We start from the raw sequence: 25,163 nt of genomic DNA on the forward strand, positions 1-25,163 counted from the left end.
AATAAAACAATAGAGCGGTCTAGACTAGTAATTGATATTATTTTTGATTAATAGAAAAGGCCGTTCATGCTTTGTACACTTTATAAAACTTATAGCTCGATAGTTTCCAAAATGCGCTTTTTAGACGGCGCACCAGCATTAATTTTGAGGTTGATTGTTGCACCAGTAATGATCATTGCCGGCTATAACAAACTCAATATTGCCAATAGTGAAGTCAGCTTTCCTAGTCGTCTACTAGCAGATGAAAATGTCGTTGCTTGGTTTGGTAATGAACAGTGGGGGTTAGGGCTACCATTACCTGATTTATTGGCCTTTTTAGCTGGTTGGAGTGAGTTTTTAGGTGGTTGGTTACTGCTAATTGGGCTACTTACCCGTCTTGTATCAATTCCTTTATTATTTACTATGTTTATTGCAGCAACGACGGTGCATTGGGACAACGGTTGGTTTTCGGTTGCACCTGGCAATCCGCAAACGAGTGCTGCACAGGTATTTGATTGGTTTGGAGTTCCTGGAGCACAGCAAAGTTTAGAAAATAGCGAACAAGTAGCACTGCGCCTAGATAGAATTAAGGCTTTAGTCGATACTCACGGCTACCCTGACTATTTATATGAAAAAGGCAGTGTGGTTATTTTAAATAACGGTATTGAATTTGCCGCGATATATTTTGCCATGTTATTAAGCCTATTGTTTACAGGAGGGGGGCGATTTGTCAGCGTGGATCATTGGCTAAAGCGCTATTTAAATAAACATAGGGTTGAAAGTTAAAGAAAAAACACATCTACAATAGATGATAAGCGTTTACGATGGTATTCTCATTCACAATTGAAATAATGAATGAAAGGTATGTACACATGGATGCCATCGAATTACTCACTACACGTCAATCAGACAGTAACTTATCTTTTCCTGGTCCGTCAACGGAGCAGCTAGAAGTAATAAAAAAAGCAGCCCTTAAAGTACCTGATCATGGTGGCTTAACCCCGTGGCAGTTTATTGTTGTGCATGAGCAGGCTCGTGATAAGCTCGGCGAAATATACCACCAAGCAGCTGTGGAAGAACAGCAAGGTGAACGCACGATCAGCCGTGCCAAGTCGTTACCACAGCGCGCACCGATGATCATTATTGCTATATCGCCTTATAAAGAGCATCCAAAAGTTCCCCGTATTGAGCAAATACAAAGTGCCGCATGTAGTGTCCTTGCCATGCAGCAAGCGGCATTTGCGCAACGCTTATCAGGTGTTTGGCGAACAGGCTATTATGCGCAAAGCCCTAAGGTTAAATCTTTACTAGGTTTAAATGAGCAAGATGAAATTATTGGTTATCTTTACTTAGGTACTCCAACTGTTGATTGTACAAAACCTGTACGCCATAAACCTGAAACATTTTTCAAAGAGCTATAGAGGGCGCTGTTATGTCACTACATGTTATTGATCATCCATTGTTACAACATAAATTAGCATTACTACGAGAATATGGAATTAGTACAAAAAGCTTCCGTGAGTTAGTTAGTGAAATTGGTACGTTACTTACTTATGAAGCGACTAAAGACTTGCCATTACAAGCCAGTGTTATAAAAGGCTGGGAGGGCAGCAATATTGAAGTCAATAAATTGCAAGGTAAAAAAATAACAGTTGTACCAATTTTACGCGCTGGATTAGGCATGATGGATGGCGTGATGGAGCTAATACCGTCTGCAAAAGTGAGTGTCGTGGGACTACAAAGAAATGAAGAGACGCTAGAGCCAGTATCATACTTTGAAAAGTTAGTTGGTAAAATTGAGCAACGCTTAAGTTTGGTAATAGATCCAATGCTAGCCACTGGAGGCTCAATGATTGCCACCATTGACATGCTAAAAAGCGCAGGCTGTACCCATATTAAAGCAATTGTGTTAGTCGCGGCACCTGAGGGGGTTAAAGCGACTTTAGATGCGCATCCTGACATTGAAATTTATACTGCTTCACTGGATAGTCATCTTAACGAGCACGGCTACATTGTGCCTGGTTTAGGAGACGCGGGTGATAAAATATTTGGCACTGTTTAGCGCATGTGACCTTTTAGGTATGAAGCCTTTATCGCTATAGCGTTGTTTAAATTCGACCTCAACCGTTGCCAATTAATGAGTTTTGCAAGTTTCATTCACTTATGACTCAATGGAAAAATATCAACGAGTTCAATTTCATATCATCATTTTTGTGGTGTGTTAGGGGGCGATTTTGGTTTCATTTTTATACTAAAATTGTAATGTTCTGGCTGCGTGATTCAGAAAAGTTACAATTTCAGGGTAGTAAGGTCGTTTAAATCTTCAAACAATTAAGTTGGTTTCAGGATGGACTAATTATCACCTAATTTCATCTCGCTACTTTGTTACCCATTCTTTTAACTTGTCTTGTATCTGCTTTGTGGAAATAGGTTTAGTAATGTAATCATCCATTCCTGCATCAAGGCATCTTTGTCTATCGCCTTGCATAGCATTAGCGGTCATAGCTATAATTGGTAGGGATTTATTTCTCTCTCCAGCTTGACCATCGCGAATATTACGAGTTGCTTGATAACCATCCATGATTGGCATTTGGCAATCCATTAGTACCGCATGAAATGGTTTTGTGTCTGCAGATGCACCAATTAATTCGATTGCTTGCAATCCATTCTCTGCAACTTTAACCTCGATGCCTATATTATTGAGCACTTTTAACGCCACCAGTTGATTAATTTTATTGTCTTCTACAAGTAGCACATTGATATCGTTGGCCCAATCTGCACTGAGGGTATTCGCTGTTGATTTTTTACTATCATTGCTTATTAACTGATGTTGTTTAAGTAAAGCTTTTAAATTTGGGCAGGCAGTCGCTAAAGCGTTCAATAAAGCGAGTTGAGTTATCGGTTTGCAAAGGTAGGATGCAATATTGAATGGCACTACTTTACCTTGTGTATAGTATTCTTCAACTTGAGTCATTACTATTAACTTAGTTTTACTTAACGGATTATTCACTTTAAGCTCTTGCTCAAAGCTGTCATTCTCTAACGCGATTAAGTGCTTATCAAGCAACACAATATCAAAAGGTGTTGAGCTTGATATTTTACGCTCTTTAAGTATTTGAGATGCAGCCTCAGAGGTAATTGCTTCAGTGACTGAAATACCCCACAGCTTAAGTTGTTTTCGTAGCGCATGTCGACTTGATTGATTGGCGTCGATGATGAGCACTTCTAGTCTGAGGTTTTCTATATTATATGGCTTTTTAGGTTCTGAAATTTTGACGACACATGTCACAGTAAAACAACTACCCACACCTACTTCACTTGACACCGTTACATCGCCATTGAGTAACTGACATAAACGTTTAGTGATGCTAAGCCCTAAACCTGTACCACCATACTTGCGTGTCGTTGAAGCATCTACTTGGCTAAAGGTATCAAACAAAGTACCTAGCTTATTATCGGGGATACCGATACCTGTATCGAAAACTTGACAACTTAAAAGGTACTGCTCAGTATCATTCATTGGTTTAAGCTTTGCGACAATGACGATTTCGCCTTGTTCAGTAAATTTGACGGCATTGCTTAATAAGTTACTCAGAATTTGCCTGATCCTATTAGGGTCTGAACGTATTATGGGCGTATTAATATCCGCCAAATCAAGCACTATTTCAACGCCTTTACTTTGCGCTATTAATGCCATTGACTCTGCAAGTAGTTCCACAAGCTCTCTAAAATCAAAATCGATATACTCAATTTCAAGTTTATCTGCTTCTATTTTTGAAAAGTCTAAAATATCGTTGATCAGCGTTAGGAGGGAGCTGGCACTGGTACTAGCCACATTAACGGCATGAGCTTGTTCGGCGCTAAGCTGGCCTGCTTTGAGTAGTTCTAGCATACCGATTACACCATTCATTGGGGTGCGGATCTCATGGCTCATATTTGCTAGAAAATCAGATTTAAGCTGGGTTGCTTCTTCAGCTTTTTCCAGTGCCGCAGCTAAGTCTTCTGCTTGAGCTTCCAGCGAAGCTGTTTTTTGTGACACTTGTTGCTCGAGTTGGGAAACAAATTGTTTTTGCCTTGTTATTTCTAACCGTTGTAATCGAGTTCTGAGGTAAATCACAGTCGCAATGATAGATGTAAAAGCTAAAATATATAAACAGTATGCCCACCAAGTCTGCCAAAATGGAGGAGCAACATGTAAATTTACGGAAAGTATGTTTTTTGACCATTCACCGTTGCTATTTGTTGCTTTAACTAAAAATCGATATGAGCCACCATCTAAGTTTGTAAATGTTGCGACATTACGATTTTCAATCTCTATCCAGTGCTCATCATAGCCCTCTAGTTTATATGCATATTGATTCTTTTGAGGAGATATGAAATCCAATACAGAAAATTCTAATGAAAATACATAGTCTAAGTAAGAAATTTGAATATCAGTAACGTAAGAGTAGGGCACATCAAGTTTAACCGGTTGGCCCAGAATATTGAAACCAGTTAGGACAATATTTGGGTCGGCTTGGTTGGAGCTTAAAGAGTGAGTACTGAAATATTCAATGCCCCTTTGGCTGCTTGTGAATAATATATTGTCGCTGCCCTTAACTAAACTACCAGAATAATAATTTAGGCCGAGTAAACCATCTTGACTATCAAAGTTTTTAATTTTTCCTTTGGTGGGTGAAAATTTAGATATACCTTTATTTGTTGTTAACCACAACTCACCTTCGTTGTCATCGGAAACCGCGCGAATAAGGTTGGTGGGCAAGCCATTTTGTTTGCTGATATGTTTAAAGCTTTGTGTTTCAGGTTGATATAAATTGAGCCCTTTTTGTGTTGCAATCCAAATTTTACCATCTTTAGATTGATGAATATCTTGCACGATATTGCCTAACAAGCTGTCTTGTTTATATCGATTACTTTTCAATGCTAAAAAAGATTTGGAATGTTCTTGCCACAGGTTTACCCCATCACCAGTACCGACCCACATATTTTCATTTTTATCTTTAAATACTTCAAGGACTTCTGGGTGTGACAGTCCATAAGAGGCCCCTAAATGCTGGAACGAGTTTTGTGGTGCATCATAAATGTAAACACCATTTTTATAAGTGCCTATCCATAGTTTTCCTTGTTCGTCTGCGTTGAGTGCTCTTATCTCTCTAAACTCTTTGAGATTAGGATTCGTAGTTGGGTAAGTAATTATCTTTGCGTGATTAGTATCAAGGTTAAATTTGGCAAGTCCTTCGTCTTGGCCAACCCACAAAACGTTATCATTAGTTAAAAACAGCACCGGCCGCTCTAACAACCGGTTATTATCAAAGCCATTTTCTTCGGAAAAAATAGCCCCAGATAGCTTAATTAGGTTTTGTGTGGATACGAGCCATTTGAATATTTCTGACTTAGAGTTCACAATTAATAAGTTTCCGTCTTTGTCGGATAAAATACCATTGGGTGCACTTAATTCAGGATGTTGGAGTGATTTAAATTTTCTATGACGTACAAGTTTATATATACCTTGTACTTCATTTGTTATCCACAGTGTACGAGCATTATCTTCAAAAATAATTCGTAATCCGTTATTGTGCTCTAGGTCCAGTTGTTTCAATTCTTGATTCGTGCTTGAGAGTCTAAAAACACCGTTACTTGTAACAAACCAAATAAACCCATCTTGATCTTCTATCATCGAGTTAACTTGGCCTAAGTTTTCATTCTTAACTATGCCAATTGGACTGAACTCTTGTGTTTGTAGGTCAAAAAGAAAGGGGCCCTGTTGAGTGCCTATGTAAATTTTTCCATCACGGCTTTTTAAAATATGACGAATTTCGTTGGCACCTGTAGGGGTTTTGTTAGTTGGTTCTGGAAAAAAGTATGTGAATGCGTTTGTTTTCTTATTATATAAGTTCAAACCATAACTGGTAGCCACCCAAAGTGAGTCTCGGTCGTGACTCTCTATGTCCCAGACGCGGTTGTGAGAAAGTCCAGGTATGTCAGAATTACCTTTTTTGATATGCGCAAATTGATTGTTGTTCAAAAAGCGATTTAATCCTTGGTCATATGATCCTAACCAAATTACGCCTTCTTTGTCGTGATGCAAAGATTGAATGCGGTTCGCTGAAATTGAACTAGGCCGTTTTGGGTCATTGATAAAGTTTTCAAATTGGCCTGTTTGTGGATTGTAACGGTTGGCCCCACCTCCCCACGTGCCAATCCAAATGTTACCATAACGGTCTAAGAGGAGATTGCCTGCATCATTATGAGATAGGCCATTATTGCTCATACTATCAAATTCAAATAATGTGACTTTACGGCCATCAAAACGCATGACACCATTTTCAGCAGTGCCAAACCAAATTAACCCTTGTTGATCTTGAATGATGGAGTATATTTCTGAAGAAACGAAACCGTCTTCAGCAGTCAGTTTTTTGACTGAGTACTCGTTCGCCAGTAAGGGTATTTGACCAAAAATGTAACTTGGAAATAAAGTAACCAATAGTAAAAATGCAACAACTAAAAATCTATTCATAAATTATTTTTAAGTCTATTGTGAATTGGAATGTTTATTGTTAATAATAGCCTAGTTTATGTCTGCTATGATTTTTATATATCTAGTTTTCAATTGAACAGCCAGTATGCTGTAAGCAAATTAAAATACCTTGCTATGCTCATTTTACCTTTACGAAGATGATAAACCCGCTTAAGTTTTTAGCGGGTTTATCATAAATAACATTTATCAAACTTAACGATTATACCAACTTTTATTAAAACATTGATCATTCTAGCGAGCTAAATGACTCATATATAATAACAGCATACTGAAATTTCTACTTTGTTACTAAAGCATTTATCTGTCGCAATATCTGGTGCTTTATCTAATGCAATGAGTATTAGGTTAATCGCCAAATAGGAAAACTAAACTTTGAATTGTTCTAGCATGTTTTCTTGTTCGGCAATTTTTTCCACTTGACTTTTCATTGTATGATCAACCGTTTTCGCCTCATTAAACACCATGTCTGAGATGTTGCGGATCTCCATTGCATTATTATTGACTTCACTGACTACTTGCCTTTGTTCATTGAGCATATCAGCAATTTGCAAATTAAGTTGCACGATATGCTCAATAGCGGCACGAATAGCTTGTAGAGAGTCGCTAGTTTCATCTGCTTTACCTACTGTTTTTTCAACCAGACTCTGACTTTGTTTCATTACTTGTACCGCGTTCACGGCACCTGCTTGTAATTGGTCAATCATGGTTTTAATTTCAGTCGTTGCTTCTTGTGTACGTTGTGCGAGCGTTCGTACTTCATCCGCAACTACTGCAAAGCCTCGACCAGACTCACCGGCACGAGCAGCTTCAATAGCGGCATTTAACGCTAGGAGATTTGTTTGTTCTGCAATGCCATTAATGACTGAAAGTATTTGCTCTATTCCGCTGGTGGATACTTCCAAAGCATTAACTACTTCAACTGCAGTAGAAATTTGTTCAGATAGATGTGCGATTGTATCAGTGGTTTGCGTGACGATTTTCTGACCTTCGACGGCTGCGCTATCCGTATTTTGGATTGCTTCTGCGGCCTCTTGCGCTGAGTTAGCAACGCGTTGCTCTGTCTCGGACATATGTTCTGTTGCTGTTGCTAAAGAAGTTAAAGACTCCAACTGCCTTGAAATAGCGTTACTAGATTGGTTAGCACCAGAGGACGTTTGTTTGGCATCTTCAAGAATTTCGTGGCCGAGGACTTGAATATCAGCGATTAACTGTTGTAAGCGCGCGGCGAACAGGTTGAAGTTTTCTGCCAGTGAAGCAAACTCAGGGTCGCTATTAGTATTGAGTCTCACAGTGAGATCGGCATTGCCTTTAGCAATATTGGCCATGGCATTATTAATCTCTGAAAGTGGTTTAAGTAATAAACTGATCACAAAAGACAGGACCACAACACTAATAATGACGAATAATGTAGTAAACGTGATAGAGTCTTGTGTCACTTCAGATACAGCAGCAAACACTTTCTCTTTTTCAAGCGCTATACCAACCAGCCAGTCAAAACCATCAACTTTTTGAAAGTCAATTAAGTACTCGGTATTATTAAGCACAATGTATTGCAAATCTTGGCTAAACGCCGTATCACCCAAAAACTTGCTTGCTTCATCTCCATTTAAACTAACATCAGGGTGCGAGATAATAGTTCCGTCTGTGCTGACCATAAATGCAAAGCCAGCATCAAATAAATTAAATGAATTTATCATATCACCAAGCTTGGCTAAGCTAACGTCATAAAAAATTGCGCCGTGAAAGCGACCTTGTTTGTTTACTGGTGTGCCCACTGACACCACTATTTCTTTACTAACTGAGTCGGCATAAGGGGCAGTGACGATTAACTTGCCTGCATTTTTAGCATCTGTGTACCAAGGCCGCTTTCGAGGGTCCCATGTGGGGCCTGGGTTCCAATTTGGATCACTTGCTATATATTTGCCGGTGCTTTCCTGGCCATATCCAATTAATAAAAATTGTTCAGTGAGTTTTGGCTGAGACAAAATAGGGTAGGCACTTTGCAAGGAGTCAGTTTCTGAAATGAGTGAAGTTGCTAATGATGCTAAGTCCATACTTCCTTGCATTTGCGCAGTAACTGTATTACTTATTCCCTGAATTATTTCGTTAACACTTTGACTGACTTGTAGTTCTAGATTCTGCTTAATAGAAAAGTATTGTTTAATAGATAAGACGCTAAGCGCAACAAACAAGACTAACGAGGATACAATAACAATTTTGTGTTTGAACTTCACAGCATATCTCCAACACCCGACATCATATAAATGTAAAACATTAACAAAAACTTGCAATGTTAGTTTTGCTTTAATGTACCAGATATCGCAAAACTTTAAACAGTTAGATTAAATTGCATCACATATTTATGTAACAAGCGTGTTACCTATTAATGGTTGATTTAGTAATGACCAATTTGTTTGGTATAGGAAATGTTTTGAGAATTGACTTAGCCTTATTGATTAGCTTTTTAAATGACACTAATGGCTGAATTAAGTAGTTATCTGGTACGCTTTTATGATTATGTTTTTCGTTGTAATTAAGTGACTGAGTACTTAAAAAACAGAACAGTTTTTTTTGTGACTTTTAGTGAGATTGCTCTATTTTTGACTCAGTGACAGAGATTTATTTTATGATAAGACTTCATTGAGTGGGTCATAGGGCTGCATTGTTATTTAAATTCAGGCTTATATGTGTGTAAAGTAGTGTAAAAGTATTTGTTTTTGAACATGTTGCTAAGCTATATACTACCTTGTGGCAGATCTAAACTACCGCATTTAAACGTATCATATTTTTAAGCATCAACATTTAGGGAAGCATATGCCGTCACGCTCATTAATATTAGCCCTTTTACTTAGTGCCATTGCGACAGTAGTACACGGCCAAGATAAGCGCCCAGCTACTGTTGTTATCACAGCCCCCTTGCAGTTTGCTGCAACACAGCAACAAATTACAGCTGTAGGCACGTCTGAAGCAAGGCGCTCAGTCATTTTATTTCCAACTGTTGCAGATAGGGTGACACAAGTGTCTTTTAGAAGCGGAGACAAGGTTACAAAAGGTGATATTCTATTTCAGCTTGATGACAGAAAAGAGCAAGCCCAAGCATTACAAACAAAAATTCAATTAGAAAACGCGCAGCGAGCATTAACGCGATTACAAGAGAGTATCAAAAATGGTGCCACAACACAAAGCGCTTTAGATGATGCTAAAACACAGGTTGCTCTGGCTGAAGTCGCATTCGTTCAAGCACAAAATGATATTGAAGATCATCGGGTTGTTGCGCCTTTTTCGGGTATTGTTGGAATTAGTGATATTGAAGTTGGTGACTGGGTAACAAATCAAACTCAATTAGTTTCTTTAGATGATCGGTCCACACTTTATATCGATTTTAAAGCGCCTGAACTTGCGCTTGAACTTCTCAAAAATAGTACCCAAGTACAAGTATCACCTTGGCAAGAAAATCAAAATCAATTGCAAGCCACCATTAGCCAGATTGACTCACGAGTGAATGCAAATGCGCGTACTATTCGAATAAGAGCTGAACTAAATAATGAGCAAGATATATATCTACCAGGCATGAGCTTTAAAGTTGTACTAAGTAACTTAGGGCAACGCTATGCTGCTATTCCTGAAGCAGCATTGATGTGGGGTCCAATAGGGCCTTATATTTGGGTTGAGAAACAAGGGGTTGCGAAACGTGTTAATGTGCAAGTGATTCAGCGTCAAAACAACCAAGTGCTGGTGGATGGTGATATACAACATCAACAAATGCTGGTTGTAGAAGGTGTGCAACGTTTGCGTGAAGGCCAAGAAGTTAGTCCGCAATTAGCGAAGGTAAACTAATGTCTAATAAACCTTTATCAAATAGCAACTTATCTGACTTACCCTCACTTGCTATACGCAGACCTGTACTCATTGTAGTATTGAATCTATTGATTATTATCGCAGGTGTGGCAGCACTTGGTGGTGTTGAAGTAAGAGAACTCCCTGATGTTGACAGGCCACGCTTAACTGTTAGTGCTTCTTTTCCTGGCGGTTCACCAGAAACAATCGATACAGAAGTCACAAGCAAGCTCGAAGGAGCTGCGGCGAGAGTATCAGGCGTGCAGTCTATTCGTGCTCAAAGTGAAGAAAACTCTAGTCGCATTGTGGTTGAGTTTAGGCCAGGTACAAATATTGAAGATGCTGCGAATGAAACCCGAGAAGCAGTAAGTCGTGTGCAACGAGAGTTACCTCAAGAAGTAGAACGGGTGTCGATAATCAAAGCGGACAACGATGCACAAGCGGTGGTAAGTCTTACGGTTAGTAGTGATACTTTAGATATGGAGTCACTTACAGCGCGAGTAGAGCGAGACTTAGCTCCGCAATTTTTGACTATTCCCGGTGTTGCGGACGTTAGGCTAAATGGTGATAGAGAGAGGGTGTTGCGTGTTGCGATTGAACCTTTGAAACTCACAAGCTACGGCTTATCAGTGGCACAAGTTGCCAAAGTATTGGAACAAGCACCTTTTGATGTGCCAGCAGGGAGTTTAAAGTCTGAAGATCAACAGCTCATTGTTAGAGCGGATGCCACTTCTATTACCGCTGAACAAGTTAGTGCGATGATTGTTGAAGGAAACACGCGCATAGGCGATGTTGCGTCGGTTTACTTTGGACCAGCAGACTCACGTAATATGGTACGTTTAGACGGGCAGCCAGTAATTGGCTTAGAAGTGATCCGACAAGCACGCTCAAATACCATTGAAATTTCAGATGAAGTATTAAAGTTAGTTGCACGCCAAGCATTACGGTTCCCAGAGTTGAACATCAGTATTACCCAAGATGATGCGCAGTTTATTCGGGGTTCTGTAGATGAAGTATTGCAATCTTTGCTTATCACAATCTTACTTGTAGTCATTACTTTATGGGTATTTATTGGTTCATGGCGGGCAACAATTGTACCCGCAATAGCTATACCGATGTCGTTAATGGGCTCGGTAGCGATAATATGGTCACTTGGCTTTTCTATTAATATATTAACGTTACTTGCCTTGGTATTAGCGACAGGGTTAATTGTGGATGATGCCATCGTTGTGAGCGAAAATATCCAACGTCGAAAAGCTCAAGGGTTAGCCAGTCGGGCCGCTGCAGTGCTAGGTACAAGAGAAGTGTTTTTTGCTGTTGTTGCCACTACTGCTGTATTAGTTGCGGTATTTGTTCCCATCGCATTTTTGCCATCAACAGCGGGTCGATTATTTCGCGAGTTTGGGGGCGTACTCGCTGGTGCTGTGATCATCTCATCATTCGTCGCGCTATCATTGGTACCAGCGCTAACGTCTCGTTTACCTAAAAAAACCAAGTCTGGAACGCATTTATTTAGTACTTTTGGCAATAAATGCGTTGATTGTTATGGTGTGATGATTGGCTGGGTTTTGAAGCATGCATGGTTGACTCTGTTTATATGCATTATTTTGGCAACCGCATCAGGTGTTTTGTATACACAAATAAAAAGTGAGTTATTACCACAAGAAGATAGAGGCAGTATTCGCATCTTTGCCCGAGGCCCCGATGGTGTGGGGTTGAACTTTATGGACCGACAAGCAAAAGCTATGGAAGACGTGCTATTGCCTTATGTAGAGCAACAGCAGATAGACTCCATTTATACGGTTGTAGGCCAGTGGGACCCAAATATTGTGTTTATTACTGTACCACTAAAAGATTGGTCTGAACGGGAGCTATCTCAACAGCAAATCATTGCTCAGATACGTGGGCCTTTGGGGCAAGTCCCAGGTGCTCCAGCGAGAGCGTTTGGTTCAAACAGTTTGAATCTAAGGGGGCAAGGAGGGGGTATAGAACTGGCATTATTGGGCGATAATTATTTAAATATTTTTAAAGCAGCCCAGTTGTTTAGTACTGAGCTTGAAAAGGCTTATCCGCAATTTGGTAAAGCCGATATTTCTTATCAGCCATCGCAACCACAATTGAGAGTTAATATAGACCGTCGAGGAGCAGAAAATTTAGGTGTACAGTTGAGCGACATTGCAACGACATTAAGGGTGGCAATTAATGGGGATGATATTGCGGATCTAAATGTGGGCGATCAATCTATCCCCATTATTCTACAAGCACAGAATTATATGATCCAAACTCCATCTGATTTAGCAAACTTGTATGTTAAAAGCGATACTGGTGCGCTAGTGCCATTGTCAAGTATTGCCAGCTTAGCAGAGGAGGGTGTTGCTGCTGAGCTAGAGCGCTATGCGCAGCGTCGGGCAATTGAATTAGACTTAGAGCTACCAGTAGGCATGGCGATGAGTGAAGCGGTTGAAATAATTAGAGGTGTTGCTCATGAAAAGTTACCACAAGGAATTGATTTAGCTTTTAAAGGCGAAGCGCTTACGTATCAAGAAACGGCTTATGAGGTTTTGTTAACCTATGTGCTTGCATTTGTCATTGTGCTGCTTGTATTAGCTGCTCAGTTTGAAAGTATCAATAGCGCGGTTGTTGTGATGCTTACTGTACCATTTGGTATAGCTGCTGCAATTTTAGCGTTGAAGCTATCTGGCACGAGCTTAAATATTTACTCGCAGATTGGCTTGGTAATGTTGATTGGACTGTTGGCTAAGAATGCAATTTTATTAGTAGAATTTGCAGATCAGTTACGAGATCGGGGCAGTGATGTTGAGTCGGCTATTTTACAAGCTGCCATAGTACGTTTTCGTCCAATCGCTATGACATTATTCTCGACTTTACTGGGTGCGTTACCTCTTATTTTATCCACGGGTGCTGGCGCTGAGGCGCGTAACGCAATTGGTTGGGTAGTGTTTGGAGGGTTAGGAATTTCTGTGCTTTATACTTTATTCTTAACACCCGTTATTTACTTGGGTTTGGCGCGTTTTACCAAGCCTAGAGCTGATGAAACGACACGCCTTGAAGCTGAGTTAGCAAGGGCCCCAAGTAACTAGGGTCTGTTGATCTTTGAGGTATGAATTTTGTTCAAATCAAAGGCTTTCATTACGCGAAATGAGTAATGCAGCATAATAATTTATGTCAGTTGCGAATGACAAAGTAGTGGAAGCCTTTGGTTGAACCCTTTGGGCAGCGCCATTCGAGCATTTTTTCTGCGTTATCACCTGACTTACATAGAATAACTATGCGACGCAGGTTCTGCCTTGCCAAAATACCCGAATGACTGCTGCAAAAACACACAGCAAAGATCAACAGACCCTAGCCATTATTATTTGAATTGTAGTAGCTCAACCGTGTTGGTAGTCAACTCACCTCCAGCACGCTGTGCTCCACCAATCAAGTAAATGCCTTCTTGGGTGCTAATAGCACCTAAGCCATGACGTGTTGAGGTCATTGATATAGGTAAAGTTTGCCATTTATCACTGGTAAAGCAGTACTCCCATACCTGTTTAAAGGTTTTACTATGCATGGTCGTTAACCCTGCACGATTGATACTGTAATTATATTGCTCTCCCCCAAATACATACACTTTATTGTTGTAACTAGCCGCTGCGATACCTGATGAAGCAAAAGGCGTTGGGGAGAGTTCAAACCATTTATCTGTACGCTGGTCATAAAAGTCAACACGAGTTTGGTTTTGATGCCGTTTTTGCTGAATCCGTCCTCCAATTAGCAGGCAACCACTGCTCATTGCAACACAAGCGCCTGAATTTCTGGCAAGAGGCAGTGGCGCGGCTTGTTGCCACTTTGTGCCATCAAAAAAAACGTGGCTGTTAATGTCAGTTAAATGACCATGTACTATTCCTCGTCCAGAAATGACGTGTGCATTGTCGCCAATTCTTACATAACCAGACTCTGCTTGCGGATTAGGAAGTGGCTTTGAAGTGTGCCAGTGATCCTCTAAGTTAGAAAGTACAAAAGTGTCTGCGCGAACTTGCCAAGGGTTAGATTTGCTGGCAGCAAAGCCTCCGATTGCCAGTACTCCCTTTTTTGTGGTGATTAACCCTAGATGATGTCTCTTTACAGGTAACTCAGGTCCCAATCGCCAAACTTGTTTGCTCAAGTCAAATAAATAGCAAGCGCTGGATGCATCCATAATACCCATTGTTGCACGTTCTATAGTACTTTGTTCAAGCGCACCAGCTAAGACAAGGTTATTATTATACAAGCAGGGGTAAAGTTCTTGAACTTGTTTGGGTAATCGGGGTTTGTGAATCCAGTTTACATTATTATGAAATGAGCTTGCCAATAAGCTTGGCGAACATGCTAATAAAGAAAATTGGGCAAACTTGCGAATAAAAACTCGGCGTTTCATAACCATCCTTTTTGGGTACAAATGAAACGATAACAAATATTCTGACGTTTACAATAATACTTTTTTATTATAAGAAAATTATTGTCTTGGAGGGGAGTGAATAATAATTTGATTTTGGGGTACAAAACAGCCCGCTCTTCTAGCGGGCTGTTTAGAATGTTAATTAAGCATTTTGCAGTGCAGTATGTGCATCAACATATTCCATGTTGAAAGCTTCAGCAACTTCTTTGCAAGTGATTTGACCGTTTAATACGTTCAAGCCATCCATAAAGTGCTTATCTTCAAGTAGCGCCGCTTTATAGCCTTTGTTCGCTAGTTTGATGATGTAAGGAAGTGTTGCGTTATTTAGTGCAAAAGTAGAGGTACGTGGAACAGCGCCAGGCATGTTTGCAACACAATAATGAACTACTTCATCTACGATATATGTTGGCTCAGCATGAGTTGTTGCTTTAGAAGTTGCAATACATCCACCTTGGTCGATTGCAACATCAACGATTGCAGCACCTGGCTTCATTGCTTTGATGTGATCAGCAGTTACTAGTTTAGGTGCCGCTGCACCTGGGATTAGTACACCGCCAATAACAAGGTCTGCTTCCAAAACATGTTTCTCAAGCGCATCAGCTGTTGAGTAAATTGCTTTTGCTTGGCTGCCAAACTGTGCGTTAAGTGAACGTAATACATCAATGCTACGGTCTAAAATAGTGACATCAGCACCTAAACCTACAGCCATTTGTGCAGCATTACGGCCAACCATACCACCACCAATTACAACTACTTTTGCAGGTTCAACACCCGGTACACCACCTAACAACATACCGCGGCCTTCACGTGACTTTTCAAGTGCTTGAGCACCAGCTTGAATAGACATACGACCAGCTACTTCAGACATTGGTGCCAGTAGTGGTAAACCGCCACGTGGGTCAGTCACTGTTTCATAAGCGATACAAATAGATTTGCTTTTCACAAGCTCTTCAGTTTGTGGTAGGTCAGGGGCTAAATGCAAGTATGTGAATAAGATTTGGCCTTCACGTAGCATTGCACGTTCAATAGCTTGAGGCTCTTTAACTTTTACGATCATATCTGCTTGAGCAAATACTTCTGCAGCTGTATTTAATACAGTTGCGCCTACTTCAACATAGTCTTCGTTAGTGAATCCGATACCGATACCAGCATTGTCTTCAACGATAACCTGGTGGCCATGGTTAATTAGCTCACGAACACTCGCAGGAACCATACCTACACGGTACTCGTGGTTTTTAATTTCTTTAGGTACACCAATAATCATAATAAATTGCCTCTAAAGCAGAACGGGATAAAATTTTCGACTATTATATATATGCATTAGTAGTGTGTCTCACCTTTTTACGCTAATATTGTAGTGTTATTAACTAATTTAATTCATTAGGCAGAATAAAAGACTATAAAAATGCATCAACAATTAGATCGAATCGACAGGAAAATATTAGTCGAATTACAAAAAGATGGTCGGATTTCCAACGTGGAACTTGCGCGGCGCATAGGTTTGAGTGCTACGCCTTGTTTGGAGCGAGTAAAAAAACTTGAAAGAGAAGGTTATATTAGAGGTTATAAGGCGGTAGTTGATCCTACTAAGCTTGGACAAGGGTTGCTGGTTTATGTAGAGATCACAATTAATAAAAATTCGCCAGATGTGTTCGATAAGTTTAATCAAGCGGTGCGTCAACACGACGAGATTATAGAGTGTCATTTGGTATCAGGAAACTTTGATTTTTTGCTTAAAACACGCGTAACCGATATGTCAGAATATCGCGGGGTGCTGGGTGAAATCTTATTAAAACTGCCTAATGTGAGTGAAAGTCGTACTTACGTTGTGATGGAAGAGGTAAAGGGTGAGGAAGGCGAAATCATAAAACCCTATGCACCATGAGCCTTTTCTTGTTAAGGTGTGCCTAGTAAATTGCTAATAAAAGAACAAAAATAGGGGAAAACGCCAGTATGCGTCTAAATGGTGTACAACGCCTCCTTGAAACCGGATTAATTATCAGTACTGCTGCTGCCATCTTTATCTTGTGTGCATTGATAAGCTTTGACCCGGCCGACCCGGCATGGTCACAAACAAGTGAATATGTTCAAGTAAACAATGTAACGGGCTCGGCAGGTGCTTGGGTCGCTGATATTTTATTAGTCAGCCTTGGTTGGCTTGCTTTTTTGGTCCCAGCGGCCATTCAAACTCTAGGTTATTTATTATTTAAAAAGCCACATAAAATCTTACAGCTAGACTATACAACCCTTGGGCTGAGGATAATTGGTCTTACCTTATTCATTACTTCAGCAAGTGCCATCAGTAGTATCAACTTTGACGATATATTCAGTGTCTCTTCAGGTGGAGTGGTAGGGGATGTTGTTGCGGGTGCAATGATGCCTGCATTTAATTTTACTGGTACATCCATTTTACTGCTGTGTTTTTTCTTTGCTGGTTTAACATTACTTACAGGGGTTTCTTGGGTTGAGTTTGTTGATTATCTCGGTGAAAAGGTCATACAGTTTTTCAAATGGCTTATGGCAAGGTTTGAACAGCGTGATGATCAGGAAATGGGGTCGGATAATGACAACTCACAACTGGATTTATCAAAACCAATTGAAGAAATTGATAGTTCACAGGAGCAAGAGCAAACTCTCCCAGTAACGCAGCATGAGCAAAAACAGCCCACCAAGTTATTGAGCTTAAAAGAAAAGCTTTTTTCTAGCAAAAATGAAACTGAGCTTCATCAAACGCCTGAGCCACAAAGTGAAGCGGCACCTGCACACAATAATGTTTTTGATGAACTAGATGATATCCTTGAACAGGAAATTAACTTTTCAGCTATCGATGATGAGGGCTTTGATACTGCTTCTGCACTCAATGCCTTAGATGAGTCTGCGGCAGAACCCGCAAAGGAAACCACGGTGGTTTCGCCTGCGAGGCCTTTGAAATCGAGTAAATCTGCTGAGCCTAAATCTACTTTTAAACCTGAACCTACGGCAAAAGAAAAGTTTGAAGCATTATTGGAAGAACGCCCACCAATGGAGCCTTTGCCCTCTTTAGATTTACTTGACCGTCCAGATAAGCAAAAGAACCCAATATCAAAAGAAGAGCTAGATGCAGTATCACGTTTGGTTGAGGTAAAGTTATTAGATTTTAATATTCAAGCCAGTGTGGTTGGTGTCTATCCCGGCCCTGTTGTAACACGTTTTGAGCTAGATTTAGCTCCAGGTATTAAGGTGGCTAAAATTACAGGGCTTGCTAAGGATTTGGCTCGCTCATTATCAGCTGTGAGTGTGCGCGTGGTAGAGGTTATTCCAGGTAAAACCTATGTTGGTTTGGAGTTGCCAAATAAGCATCGTGAAATTGTACGATTATCTGAAGTGATAAACGCGCCAAAGTTCGAGCAAAACGCGTCTCCGCTTACGATGGTATTAGGTAAAGATATCGCGGGTCAGGCGGTGGTTGCTGATTTGGCAAAAATGCCACATTTATTAGTTGCGGGTACTACGGGGTCAGGAAAGTCAGTGGGCGTTAATGTGATGATATTAAGCTTACTATATAAATCGCCTCCTGAAGACGTACGCATGATCATGATTGACCCTAAAATGCTGGAGTTGTCTGTTTATGAGGGGATCCCTCATTTGTTGTGCGAGGTTGTTACAGACATGAAAGAAGCCGCCAATGCACTGCGCTGGTGTGTGGGTGAAATGGAGCGACGCTATAAGCTGATGTCGGCATTGGGTGTGCGAAATTTGAAAGGCTACAATCAAAAAGTACTAGATGCGAAAGCGGCAGGTCAGCCAATTTTAGACCCCTTATTTAAAGATACCGATGGCATGGCAGAGGGGCCACAGGAATTAGACAAATTGCCTAGCATTGTAGTGGTAATTGACGAATTTGCTGACATGATGATGATTGTTGGTAAAAAAGTTGAAGAATTGATAGCGCGTATTGCGCAAAAAGCACGGGCTGCAGGTATTCATTTAGTCCTTGCAACACAGCGCCCATCGGTTGATGTTATTACGGGCTTGATTAAAGCGAATATTCCTACTCGGATGGCGTTTCAGGTTTCTAGTAAAATTGACTCTAGAACCATCTTAGATCAGCAAGGTGCAGAAAACTTGCTTGGTATGGGTGATATGCTGTACTTACCGCCGGGTACCAGTGTACCTGTGCGTGTACATGGTGCATTTGTAGATGATCATGAAGTGCATGCCGTAGTGAGTGATTGGAAAGCGCGTGGTAAGCCTAACTATGTTGAAGAAATATTGTGTGGTGATGCAACTGAGGATATTTTACTTCCGGGTGAAGCATCTGAAAACGCTGATGAAGAGTCAGACCCTCTATATGATGAAGCGGTTGGATTTGTGATTGAATCAGGCAAAGTGTCGGTTTCAAGTGTGCAGCGCAAGCTACGGGTTGGTTATAATCGTGCTGCAAGGTTGGTTGAACAAATGGAAGCTTCAGGTGTGGTTAGTGCACCAGGACATAATGGAGCACGAGAAGTACTCGTGCCAAAAGGTGGAGCAAATTAATGAATATTAAAAGTAAATTATTTAAGTGTAGTGCCATGCTATTTAGTGCAGTGCTAAGTGTGAGTGCGGTGGCTGATGCAGCAAGTGATTTAAAAGCGAAGCTCAGTAACATCAATACTTTTGAAGCTCAGTTTTCGCAAAAAGTGTTTGATGAACAAGGAAACTTGTTACAACAGGGTTCAGGGAATATTGCATTGGCACACCCGTTAAAAATTCGTTGGCAGCAGCTACAGCCAGATGAAACCTTGTTTGTATCCGATGGTAATAAAACTTACTACTATGATACGTTTGCAGATCAAGTAACTGTGATGAATACCCGTGGGCTAATTGATACCACACCTTTTGTGCTCCTTACTTCACGTGCTGATGAACAATGGGCTAAATATCAAGTTTCTCAAACCCAGACTGGTTACAAAGTCACTCCAAATCAAGGTATTGAATCGCAGGTTGAGGTGTTAGAAGTAGAATTTTCAAAGCAACACAGTTTAAGAGCAATCAGTGTAAAAGATGTATCTGGACAGACATCAAGTTTTAGCTTTTCTGATGCGCAACTAAATAGTCAGTTGCCTGTCGAGCTATTTAGTTTTGTGGTGCCACAAGGTGTTATTGTTGACGATCAGACGCAAGGTGAATAAGTGCCGTGAGTAGTCTCGGTTTTGATTTCGCTCCAGATGTAAGACCGTTGGCCGCCCGAATGCGGCCAACTTGTTTATCACAATATATTGGCCAGTCCCATATTTTAAATCAACAGCAACCGCTTTATAAAGCGATTGAGGCAGGTCGCTGTCATAGCTTGATTGTTTGGGGCCCTCCGGGAGTGGGTAAAACAACCATTGCTGAAGTCATTGCATATCATGCTCAAGCTGAGCTTACGCAACTATCAGCTGTTACCTCAGGCGTTAAAGAAATTCGTGAAGCGGTTGTCGAAGCAAAAGGTCGCTTAGTGCAAGGGCGCAGAACGTTGCTGTTCGTTGACGAAGTTCATCGATTTAATAAGTCCCAGCAAGACGCTTTTTTACCTCATATTGAGGATGGCACTTTTATTTTTATAGGTGCGACAACAGAAAACCCCAGCTTTGCGTTAAATAACGCTATATTGTCTCGTACTCGTGTATACACCCTCAAAGCGCTTTCTCAAGATGAACTGGTAACAGTATTAACACGTGCTTTGGAACAAGACGAACAGCTTAAACATCTATCTATTAATATTTCTCCCAAGGCGCTCAATGCACTTGCTCAAGCCAGTTCAGGAGATGCACGTAAAGCTCTAAATTTGCTTGAGCAGGCCATAGATTTAGCTGAACATCAGGACCAGCAAGTAGTCATTGATAGTCAAGTATTAGAGTATGTTTTACCTAGCCATTTGGCAAAATATGATAAAGGGGGGGATATTTTCTATGATTTGATTTCCGCTTTTCATAAATCAGTACGTGGCAGCAGTCCTGATGCAGCGCTGTATTGGTACTGTAGAATTTTAGCTGGTGGCGGTGATCCTCTTTATGTTGCTAGACGGCTGTTAGCGATTGCAACAGAGGACATAGGTAACGCAGACCCAAGAGCGATGCAAGTTGCGCTTAATGCATGGGATATTTACCAGCGAGTAGGGCCCTCCGAAGGAGAGCGTGCAATTGCTCAAGCGACGATTTATCTTGCCAGCGCAGCGAAAAGTAATGCAGTTTATATGGCGTTTAATCAAGCAAAACAAGATGCAATGAGCGACCCCGACTTTGAAGTGCCAGCGCATTTGCGCAATGCCCCAACAACATTAATGAAAGAGTTAGGGTATGGCGAAGAGTACCGTTATGCGCACAATGAGGCTGGCGCTTTTGCTGCGGGCGAGAACTACTTTCCAGAGCAAGTTAAAGATAGGCAATATTATCACCCCAGTGATCGTGGACTTGAAAAGCAAATAAAATCTAAATTAGAGTATCTACAGCAACAAAACCAGCAAAGTGACACGAAAAGGTATAAAGATGATTAAAATGTACCTTACTATTGCATTAGGTGGAGCACTAGGTGCTTGTTTAAGGTTTTTCATTAACGATATGATGCTAAAACTCTTGGGTAAAGGATTCCCTTTTGGTACATTGACCGTTAATATTCTTGGTTCACTGTTAATGGGCATTCTTTACGGTTTAATAGAAAGACAAATTATTACCGTTAGCCCCGCCAAAACACTTGTTGGTATTGGCTTTTTGGGCGCATTAACAACGTTTTCTACATTTTCGATGGACTCTGTGCTGTTGTTGCAGCAAGGACAAATTTTGAAAATGGCTCTTAATGTCACACTCAACGTCGTTGTGTGTATTTTTATGGCTTGGTTGGGCCTTTGCTTGGTCATGCAAAAAGGTTAAAAATAGCAAATGTTAGATTCAAAATACTTACGTCAAGACATTGCAGAAGCAGCTGCACGTTTAGCTAAGCGTGGTTTTGCTCTGGATGTTGAAGCAATTAATGCGTTAGAAGAAAAACGCAAAGCATTACAAACTCAAACACAAGAATTACAAAGTGAGCGTAATAGCCGTTCCAAAGCGATTGGCCAAGCAAAAGCCAAAGGTGAAGATGTCCAGCCATTACTCGATGCTGTTGCCAATTTGGGTGACCAACTAGCGGCTGCAAAAGCTGAGCAAGATAGTATTCTTATGCAATTAAATGATATTGCAATGGCACTTCCTAATCTTCCGGCGGAGGGTGTTCCAGAAGGTAAGGATGAAGATGATAATGTTGAGATTTTAAAATGGGGCGAACCAAAGCAATATGATTTTGAGGTGAAAGATCATGTTGATTTAGGCGAGTCGCTAGGCAAAGGCTTAGATTTTGAAGCGGGTGTTAAATTAAGTGGCTCGCGCTTTACAGTTATGCGAGGTGGGGTTGCGCGTATGCATCGTGCGCTTACGCAGCTAATGCTTGATACGCATACCGACAAAAATGGCTATACCGAAATGTATGTGCCTTTACTCGTTAACAAAGACAGCTTATTTGGCACAGGTCAACTCCCTAAGTTTGCTGAGGACTTATTCCATACCAAAGGCCTAGTAAATGATGATGGTATTGAGCAAGATGGTTTTAGTTTAATTCCAACGGCAGAAGTACCGCTGACTAATTGTGCTCGTGATGAAATCTTTGATGAAAAAGAGCTACCAGTGCGAATGACTGCGCATACTCCATGCTTTAGAAGTGAGGCGGGCAGTTATGGTCGCGATACTCGAGGTCTTATCCGTCAACATCAATTTGATAAAGTTGAATTAGTACAGCTCGTTAAGCCAGAAGATTCAATGGCGGCACTTGAAGAGCTAACAGGTCATGCAGAGCAAATCCTACAAGTATTAGAGTTACCTTATCGTAAAGTTGTGCTTTGCACCGGTGACATGGGCTTTGGTGCGACTAAAACTTACGATTTAGAAGTTTGGCTACCGGCACAGAATACCTATCGTGAGATCTCTTCTTGTTCAAACATGTGGGATTTTCAAGCCCGTCGTATGCAGGCGCGTTTTCGCCGTCAAGGTGAGAAAAAGCCAGAGTTACTGCATACGCTTAATGGATCAGGTTTGGCTGTAGGTCGTACTTTAGTGGCTATTTTAGAAAACTATCAGCAAGCAGATGGCAGTGTTGTAGTACCTCAAGCATTACGCCCATACATGGGTGGGTTAGAAGTAATTAATTAAAATTTAAGTTAGGGCGTGTTGATTTTTGCTGTGTGTTTCTGCAGTAGTCATTCGGGTGTTTTGGCAAGTCAGAACCTGCGCCGCATATTATTCTATGTCAGCCTTTGATTTGAATGAAATACCTCAAAGTTCAACACGCCTTAGTCTAAAAGCACTCGTCAATTTGAGTGCTTTTAGATTCTCACAAAGATTATTATTTGCGTATTTATATCAAGACTCATTTTCAATATTCAAATAGTGCTTATTTTTACCACACACTTTGTTTGTAGCGACTTCTATATATCTACATATTTCGTAACTGAATTTGTCTGGCTAAGAGGCTAGCCTTGAGAAGCCTTGTTCTTCGTAAGCGTCGCCTAAACCACACCTAGAGCCTAACATTCCAGGGCAGTAAACTGTCGATATCGCAGTGTGGCTGAGCAAGTGCGTTTAAACAGTGCATCACATAATCGAATGGGGTAAGGCCGTTTGCTTTGGCAGTTTTGATTAGACTATAGAGGATTGCGCTACTTTCGGCACCACTTGTGGTGAAGCTAAACAGCCAGTTTTTACGGCCGATGACGAACGGTTTGATGGCGCGCTCAGCACGGTTGTTGTCTATGCTTAGCTGTCCATCGTTGAGGTAGCGAGTGTGCTTTGTTTTTCTCTCGCAATTTGCTTGTCTTGGGCGCTCGCGGTCTTTATTGCTGTTTCGACTCGGTATAGCTTTTGAATATGGTTGAGCGCCCAGTTGGCTTTACCTGTTTTACCTATAACTTGTTCGTTTTCGGCTTCTTTGAATTTGCGTCTTGCATGTGCCCAACAACCAACGAGGGTAGCTTGGGTTTGCTCGTAGCCTGCGTATCCATCTACTTGCAGATAACCATCATACCCCTGTAAAAAGCTCACAGGACAACGCCCCGCACGGCTATTTTGATAGTCGAACAGTACAATGTTAGGGATGCTTTCCTCACCCACAGGCAAGTCTGTGCCGCTGCAATATAGCCACATGTAACTGGTCTGTTTATCTTCTTTCACTACCTTAACCGTGGTTTCATCAGCGTGTATCATCGGTTGTTGTAACCACACCACTTGTAACCTGTCGTAGAGCGGTTTAAATAAACTGGCGCAGCGTAACATCCAGTCCGCCATGGTCCGCCTACCTAACGCGATACCATATTGTTTGAACAGGCTTTCTTGTCGATATAGCGCTAGGCCATACTGATATTTACTGGTGATGATTTGGCTCAGCAAACTGGCCGTGGCAATCCCTTTGGGAATGCGGCTCGCTGGTACATGGGCTTGTTTTATCTCAACTTGTGTTTGTGTTTTTTCACACTGTCGGCAGCTATATTTGGGCCTAACATGTTCAATCACTTTAACTTGAGCTGGAATAAACTCGAGTTTTTCACTGACGTCCTCATCCATCTGGTGTAGCTCACCACCACAGCAGTCACACTGTTTGTGCTCGATGTCATGGAAATCACGTTCGCGGGAGAGCTCTTTAGGTAGTAGCTGGCGCGTTGGCTTTTTACGCTGATATTCGATGGTTTCAACATCTTGCTCTGGTGCTTCTTCAACAAGCGTTTTGGCTTCATTGAACAAATCAGATTGTATCGGGTGCGACTCACAGCTGGCACCGAAGCGTTTTTGCTGGGCCAGTATGAATTGTTCTTCTAGGTAGTTATTACGTGCCTGAAGCTGGGCAATCATTTCTGTTTGCTTCGCTAGCTGCTGACGTAATACATCAAGTTCATTTTGCATAGGTGTTATTTTACTAGCGGGGAACTGTTTTTAAATTAATAGCTTAGATTATTTTGTGTTCTAAAAACCGCTGTTATAACCATAATTAAGCGGCTTATGGGCAATCACCGATAATCCAGATAATAGCCATTGCCACTGCTCAGCTGTCAGCGTAACGACGTCATCTGCTTCTTTGTCGGGCCACTTAAGCTTATCTTTTTCAAGGCGTTTGTGCCACAAAGCAAAGCCGGTTTTATCCAAATACCACACTTTGAGTTTGTCTTTGTTCTTATTGCAAAAAGCAAACACCTTACTAGTCATTGCGGATGCTGCAATTTCTTGCTGCATATTCTCCCCAGCTTTGATCATCCAATGGCATTAACTTTGATCGCTTATTCTCATTAAGCTTTGATCACGACAATCACTCGATAATGATCACTTTTGTGTTCTTAATGATTTTGCC

The 25,163-nt window shown here is 41.0% G+C and carries 16 protein-coding genes and 1 pseudogene; 11 read left to right on the top strand and 6 right to left on the bottom strand.

The window, feature by feature from the left end; translation table 11 throughout:
• The first annotated feature begins 111 nt into the window (after nucleotides 1-111).
• The 3 genes from OCI93_RS10635 (at nucleotide 112) to upp (ending at nucleotide 2,041) form a co-directional block, all read left to right on the top strand.
• Nucleotides 112-765 carry an HvfX family Cu-binding RiPP maturation protein gene (locus OCI93_RS10635; protein WP_410007625.1) on the top strand — a complete coding sequence of 218 codons (654 nt, stop codon included), beginning with the start codon at nucleotides 112-114 and terminating at the stop codon, nucleotides 763-765.
• An 86-nt stretch (nucleotides 766-851) separates the two neighbouring features.
• The gene (locus OCI93_RS10640; protein WP_261592408.1) at nucleotides 852-1,400 is read left to right on the top strand and encodes an NAD(P)H nitroreductase; all 549 of its coding nucleotides are present in this window, start codon (nucleotides 852-854) and stop codon (nucleotides 1,398-1,400) included.
• A gap of 11 nt (nucleotides 1,401-1,411) precedes the next feature.
• Nucleotides 1,412-2,041, top strand: a complete 630-nt coding sequence (gene upp, locus OCI93_RS10645; RefSeq protein WP_261592409.1) for a uracil phosphoribosyltransferase — start codon at nucleotides 1,412-1,414, stop codon at nucleotides 2,039-2,041.
• 315 nt (nucleotides 2,042-2,356) lie between these two features.
• Here the strand turns inward: upp and OCI93_RS10650 are convergent, their stop codons facing one another.
• On the bottom strand, nucleotides 2,357-6,496 hold the full coding sequence (locus OCI93_RS10650; protein ID WP_261626375.1) for a hybrid sensor histidine kinase/response regulator: 4,140 nt from the start codon (nucleotides 6,494-6,496) through the stop codon (nucleotides 2,357-2,359).
• A gap of 386 nt (nucleotides 6,497-6,882) precedes the next feature.
• Nucleotides 6,883-8,751, bottom strand: coding sequence for a methyl-accepting chemotaxis protein (locus OCI93_RS10655; RefSeq protein ID WP_261592411.1), 1,869 nt, complete (start codon nucleotides 8,749-8,751; stop codon nucleotides 6,883-6,885).
• A 580-nt stretch (nucleotides 8,752-9,331) separates the two neighbouring features.
• Between OCI93_RS10655 and OCI93_RS10660 the strand changes: the two genes are divergently transcribed.
• Entirely contained in the window at nucleotides 9,332-10,354 is a 1,023-nt protein-coding gene (locus tag OCI93_RS10660; RefSeq protein ID WP_261626376.1) for an efflux RND transporter periplasmic adaptor subunit, read from the top strand.
• A complete protein-coding gene (locus tag OCI93_RS10665) occupies nucleotides 10,354-13,455 on the top strand; it encodes an efflux RND transporter permease subunit (RefSeq protein ID WP_261626377.1) in 3,102 nt (1,033 codons plus the stop codon). The genes OCI93_RS10660 and OCI93_RS10665 overlap by 1 nt, the downstream gene beginning before the upstream one ends.
• 272 nt (nucleotides 13,456-13,727) lie before the next feature.
• Here the strand turns inward: OCI93_RS10665 and OCI93_RS10670 are convergent, their stop codons facing one another.
• Complete coding sequence (locus tag OCI93_RS10670; protein ID WP_261626378.1) at nucleotides 13,728-14,774, bottom strand: Kelch repeat-containing protein; 1,047 nt, start codon at nucleotides 14,772-14,774, stop codon at nucleotides 13,728-13,730.
• 163 nt (nucleotides 14,775-14,937) lie between these two features.
• Nucleotides 14,938-16,059, bottom strand: coding sequence for an alanine dehydrogenase (gene ald / locus OCI93_RS10675; RefSeq protein WP_261626379.1), 1,122 nt, complete (start codon nucleotides 16,057-16,059; stop codon nucleotides 14,938-14,940).
• Between the two features lie 141 nt (nucleotides 16,060-16,200).
• Between ald and lrp the strand changes: the two genes are divergently transcribed.
• The 6 genes from lrp to serS all read left to right on the top strand — a co-directional run bounded on the left by lrp (nucleotide 16,201) and on the right by serS (nucleotide 22,978).
• The gene (gene lrp / locus OCI93_RS10680) at nucleotides 16,201-16,680 is read left to right on the top strand and encodes a leucine-responsive transcriptional regulator Lrp (RefSeq protein WP_261592416.1); all 480 of its coding nucleotides are present in this window, start codon (nucleotides 16,201-16,203) and stop codon (nucleotides 16,678-16,680) included.
• A gap of 68 nt (nucleotides 16,681-16,748) precedes the next feature.
• A complete protein-coding gene (locus tag OCI93_RS10685) occupies nucleotides 16,749-19,313 on the top strand; it encodes a DNA translocase FtsK (protein WP_261626380.1) in 2,565 nt (854 codons plus the stop codon).
• The gene (gene lolA, locus OCI93_RS10690; RefSeq protein WP_261626381.1) at nucleotides 19,313-19,948 is read left to right on the top strand and encodes an outer membrane lipoprotein periplasmic chaperone LolA; all 636 of its coding nucleotides are present in this window, start codon (nucleotides 19,313-19,315) and stop codon (nucleotides 19,946-19,948) included. Before OCI93_RS10685 ends, lolA begins: the two co-directional genes overlap by 1 nt.
• 5 nt (nucleotides 19,949-19,953) lie before the next feature.
• Entirely contained in the window at nucleotides 19,954-21,294 is a 1,341-nt protein-coding gene (locus OCI93_RS10695) for a replication-associated recombination protein A (protein WP_261626382.1), read from the top strand.
• Nucleotides 21,287-21,667, top strand: a complete 381-nt coding sequence (gene crcB / locus OCI93_RS10700; RefSeq protein ID WP_261592420.1) for a fluoride efflux transporter CrcB — start codon at nucleotides 21,287-21,289, stop codon at nucleotides 21,665-21,667. The genes OCI93_RS10695 and crcB overlap by 8 nt, the downstream gene beginning before the upstream one ends.
• 9 nt (nucleotides 21,668-21,676) lie before the next feature.
• A complete protein-coding gene (gene serS, locus OCI93_RS10705) occupies nucleotides 21,677-22,978 on the top strand; it encodes a serine--tRNA ligase (RefSeq protein WP_261592421.1) in 1,302 nt (433 codons plus the stop codon).
• A 367-nt stretch (nucleotides 22,979-23,345) separates the two neighbouring features.
• Here the strand turns inward: serS and tnpC are convergent.
• Together tnpC and tnpB are read right to left on the bottom strand one after the other, a co-directional pair.
• Nucleotides 23,346-24,721: pseudogene (gene tnpC, locus OCI93_RS10710) on the bottom strand (IS66 family transposase).
• A gap of 60 nt (nucleotides 24,722-24,781) precedes the next feature.
• Nucleotides 24,782-25,048 (bottom strand): IS66 family insertion sequence element accessory protein TnpB, encoded by a 267-nt coding sequence (tnpB, locus tag OCI93_RS10715; protein ID WP_261626383.1) that lies wholly within the window; start codon nucleotides 25,046-25,048, stop codon nucleotides 24,782-24,784.
• Nucleotides 25,049-25,163 lie beyond the last annotated feature (115 nt).

It is taken from the genome of Pseudoalteromonas holothuriae (genome assembly GCF_945859825.1).
Taxonomy (GTDB): Bacteria; Pseudomonadota; Gammaproteobacteria; order Enterobacterales; family Alteromonadaceae; genus Pseudoalteromonas; species Pseudoalteromonas holothuriae.

Bases quoted from the DNA above. Each gene is read 5' to 3' on its own strand.
- OCI93_RS10635 (WP_410007625.1), top strand. From the start codon at position 112: ATGCGCTTTTTAGACGGCGCACCAGCATTAATTTTGAGGTTGATTGTT.
- OCI93_RS10640 (WP_261592408.1), top strand. From the start codon at position 852: ATGGATGCCATCGAATTACTCACTACACGTCAATCAGACAGTAACTTA.
- upp (WP_261592409.1), top strand. From the start codon at position 1,412: ATGTCACTACATGTTATTGATCATCCATTGTTACAACATAAATTAGCA.
- OCI93_RS10650 (WP_261626375.1), bottom strand. From the start codon at position 6,496: ATGAATAGATTTTTAGTTGTTGCATTTTTACTATTGGTTACTTTATTT.
- OCI93_RS10660 (WP_261626376.1), top strand. From the start codon at position 9,332: ATGCCGTCACGCTCATTAATATTAGCCCTTTTACTTAGTGCCATTGCG.
- OCI93_RS10665 (WP_261626377.1), top strand. From the start codon at position 10,354: ATGTCTAATAAACCTTTATCAAATAGCAACTTATCTGACTTACCCTCA.
- OCI93_RS10670 (WP_261626378.1), bottom strand. From the start codon at position 14,774: ATGAAACGCCGAGTTTTTATTCGCAAGTTTGCCCAATTTTCTTTATTA.
- ald (WP_261626379.1), bottom strand. From the start codon at position 16,059: ATGATTATTGGTGTACCTAAAGAAATTAAAAACCACGAGTACCGTGTA.
- lrp (WP_261592416.1), top strand. From the start codon at position 16,201: ATGCATCAACAATTAGATCGAATCGACAGGAAAATATTAGTCGAATTA.
- OCI93_RS10685 (WP_261626380.1), top strand. From the start codon at position 16,749: ATGCGTCTAAATGGTGTACAACGCCTCCTTGAAACCGGATTAATTATC.
- lolA (WP_261626381.1), top strand. From the start codon at position 19,313: ATGAATATTAAAAGTAAATTATTTAAGTGTAGTGCCATGCTATTTAGT.
- crcB (WP_261592420.1), top strand. From the start codon at position 21,287: ATGATTAAAATGTACCTTACTATTGCATTAGGTGGAGCACTAGGTGCT.
- serS (WP_261592421.1), top strand. From the start codon at position 21,677: ATGTTAGATTCAAAATACTTACGTCAAGACATTGCAGAAGCAGCTGCA.
- tnpB (WP_261626383.1), bottom strand. From the start codon at position 25,048: ATGCAGCAAGAAATTGCAGCATCCGCAATGACTAGTAAGGTGTTTGCT.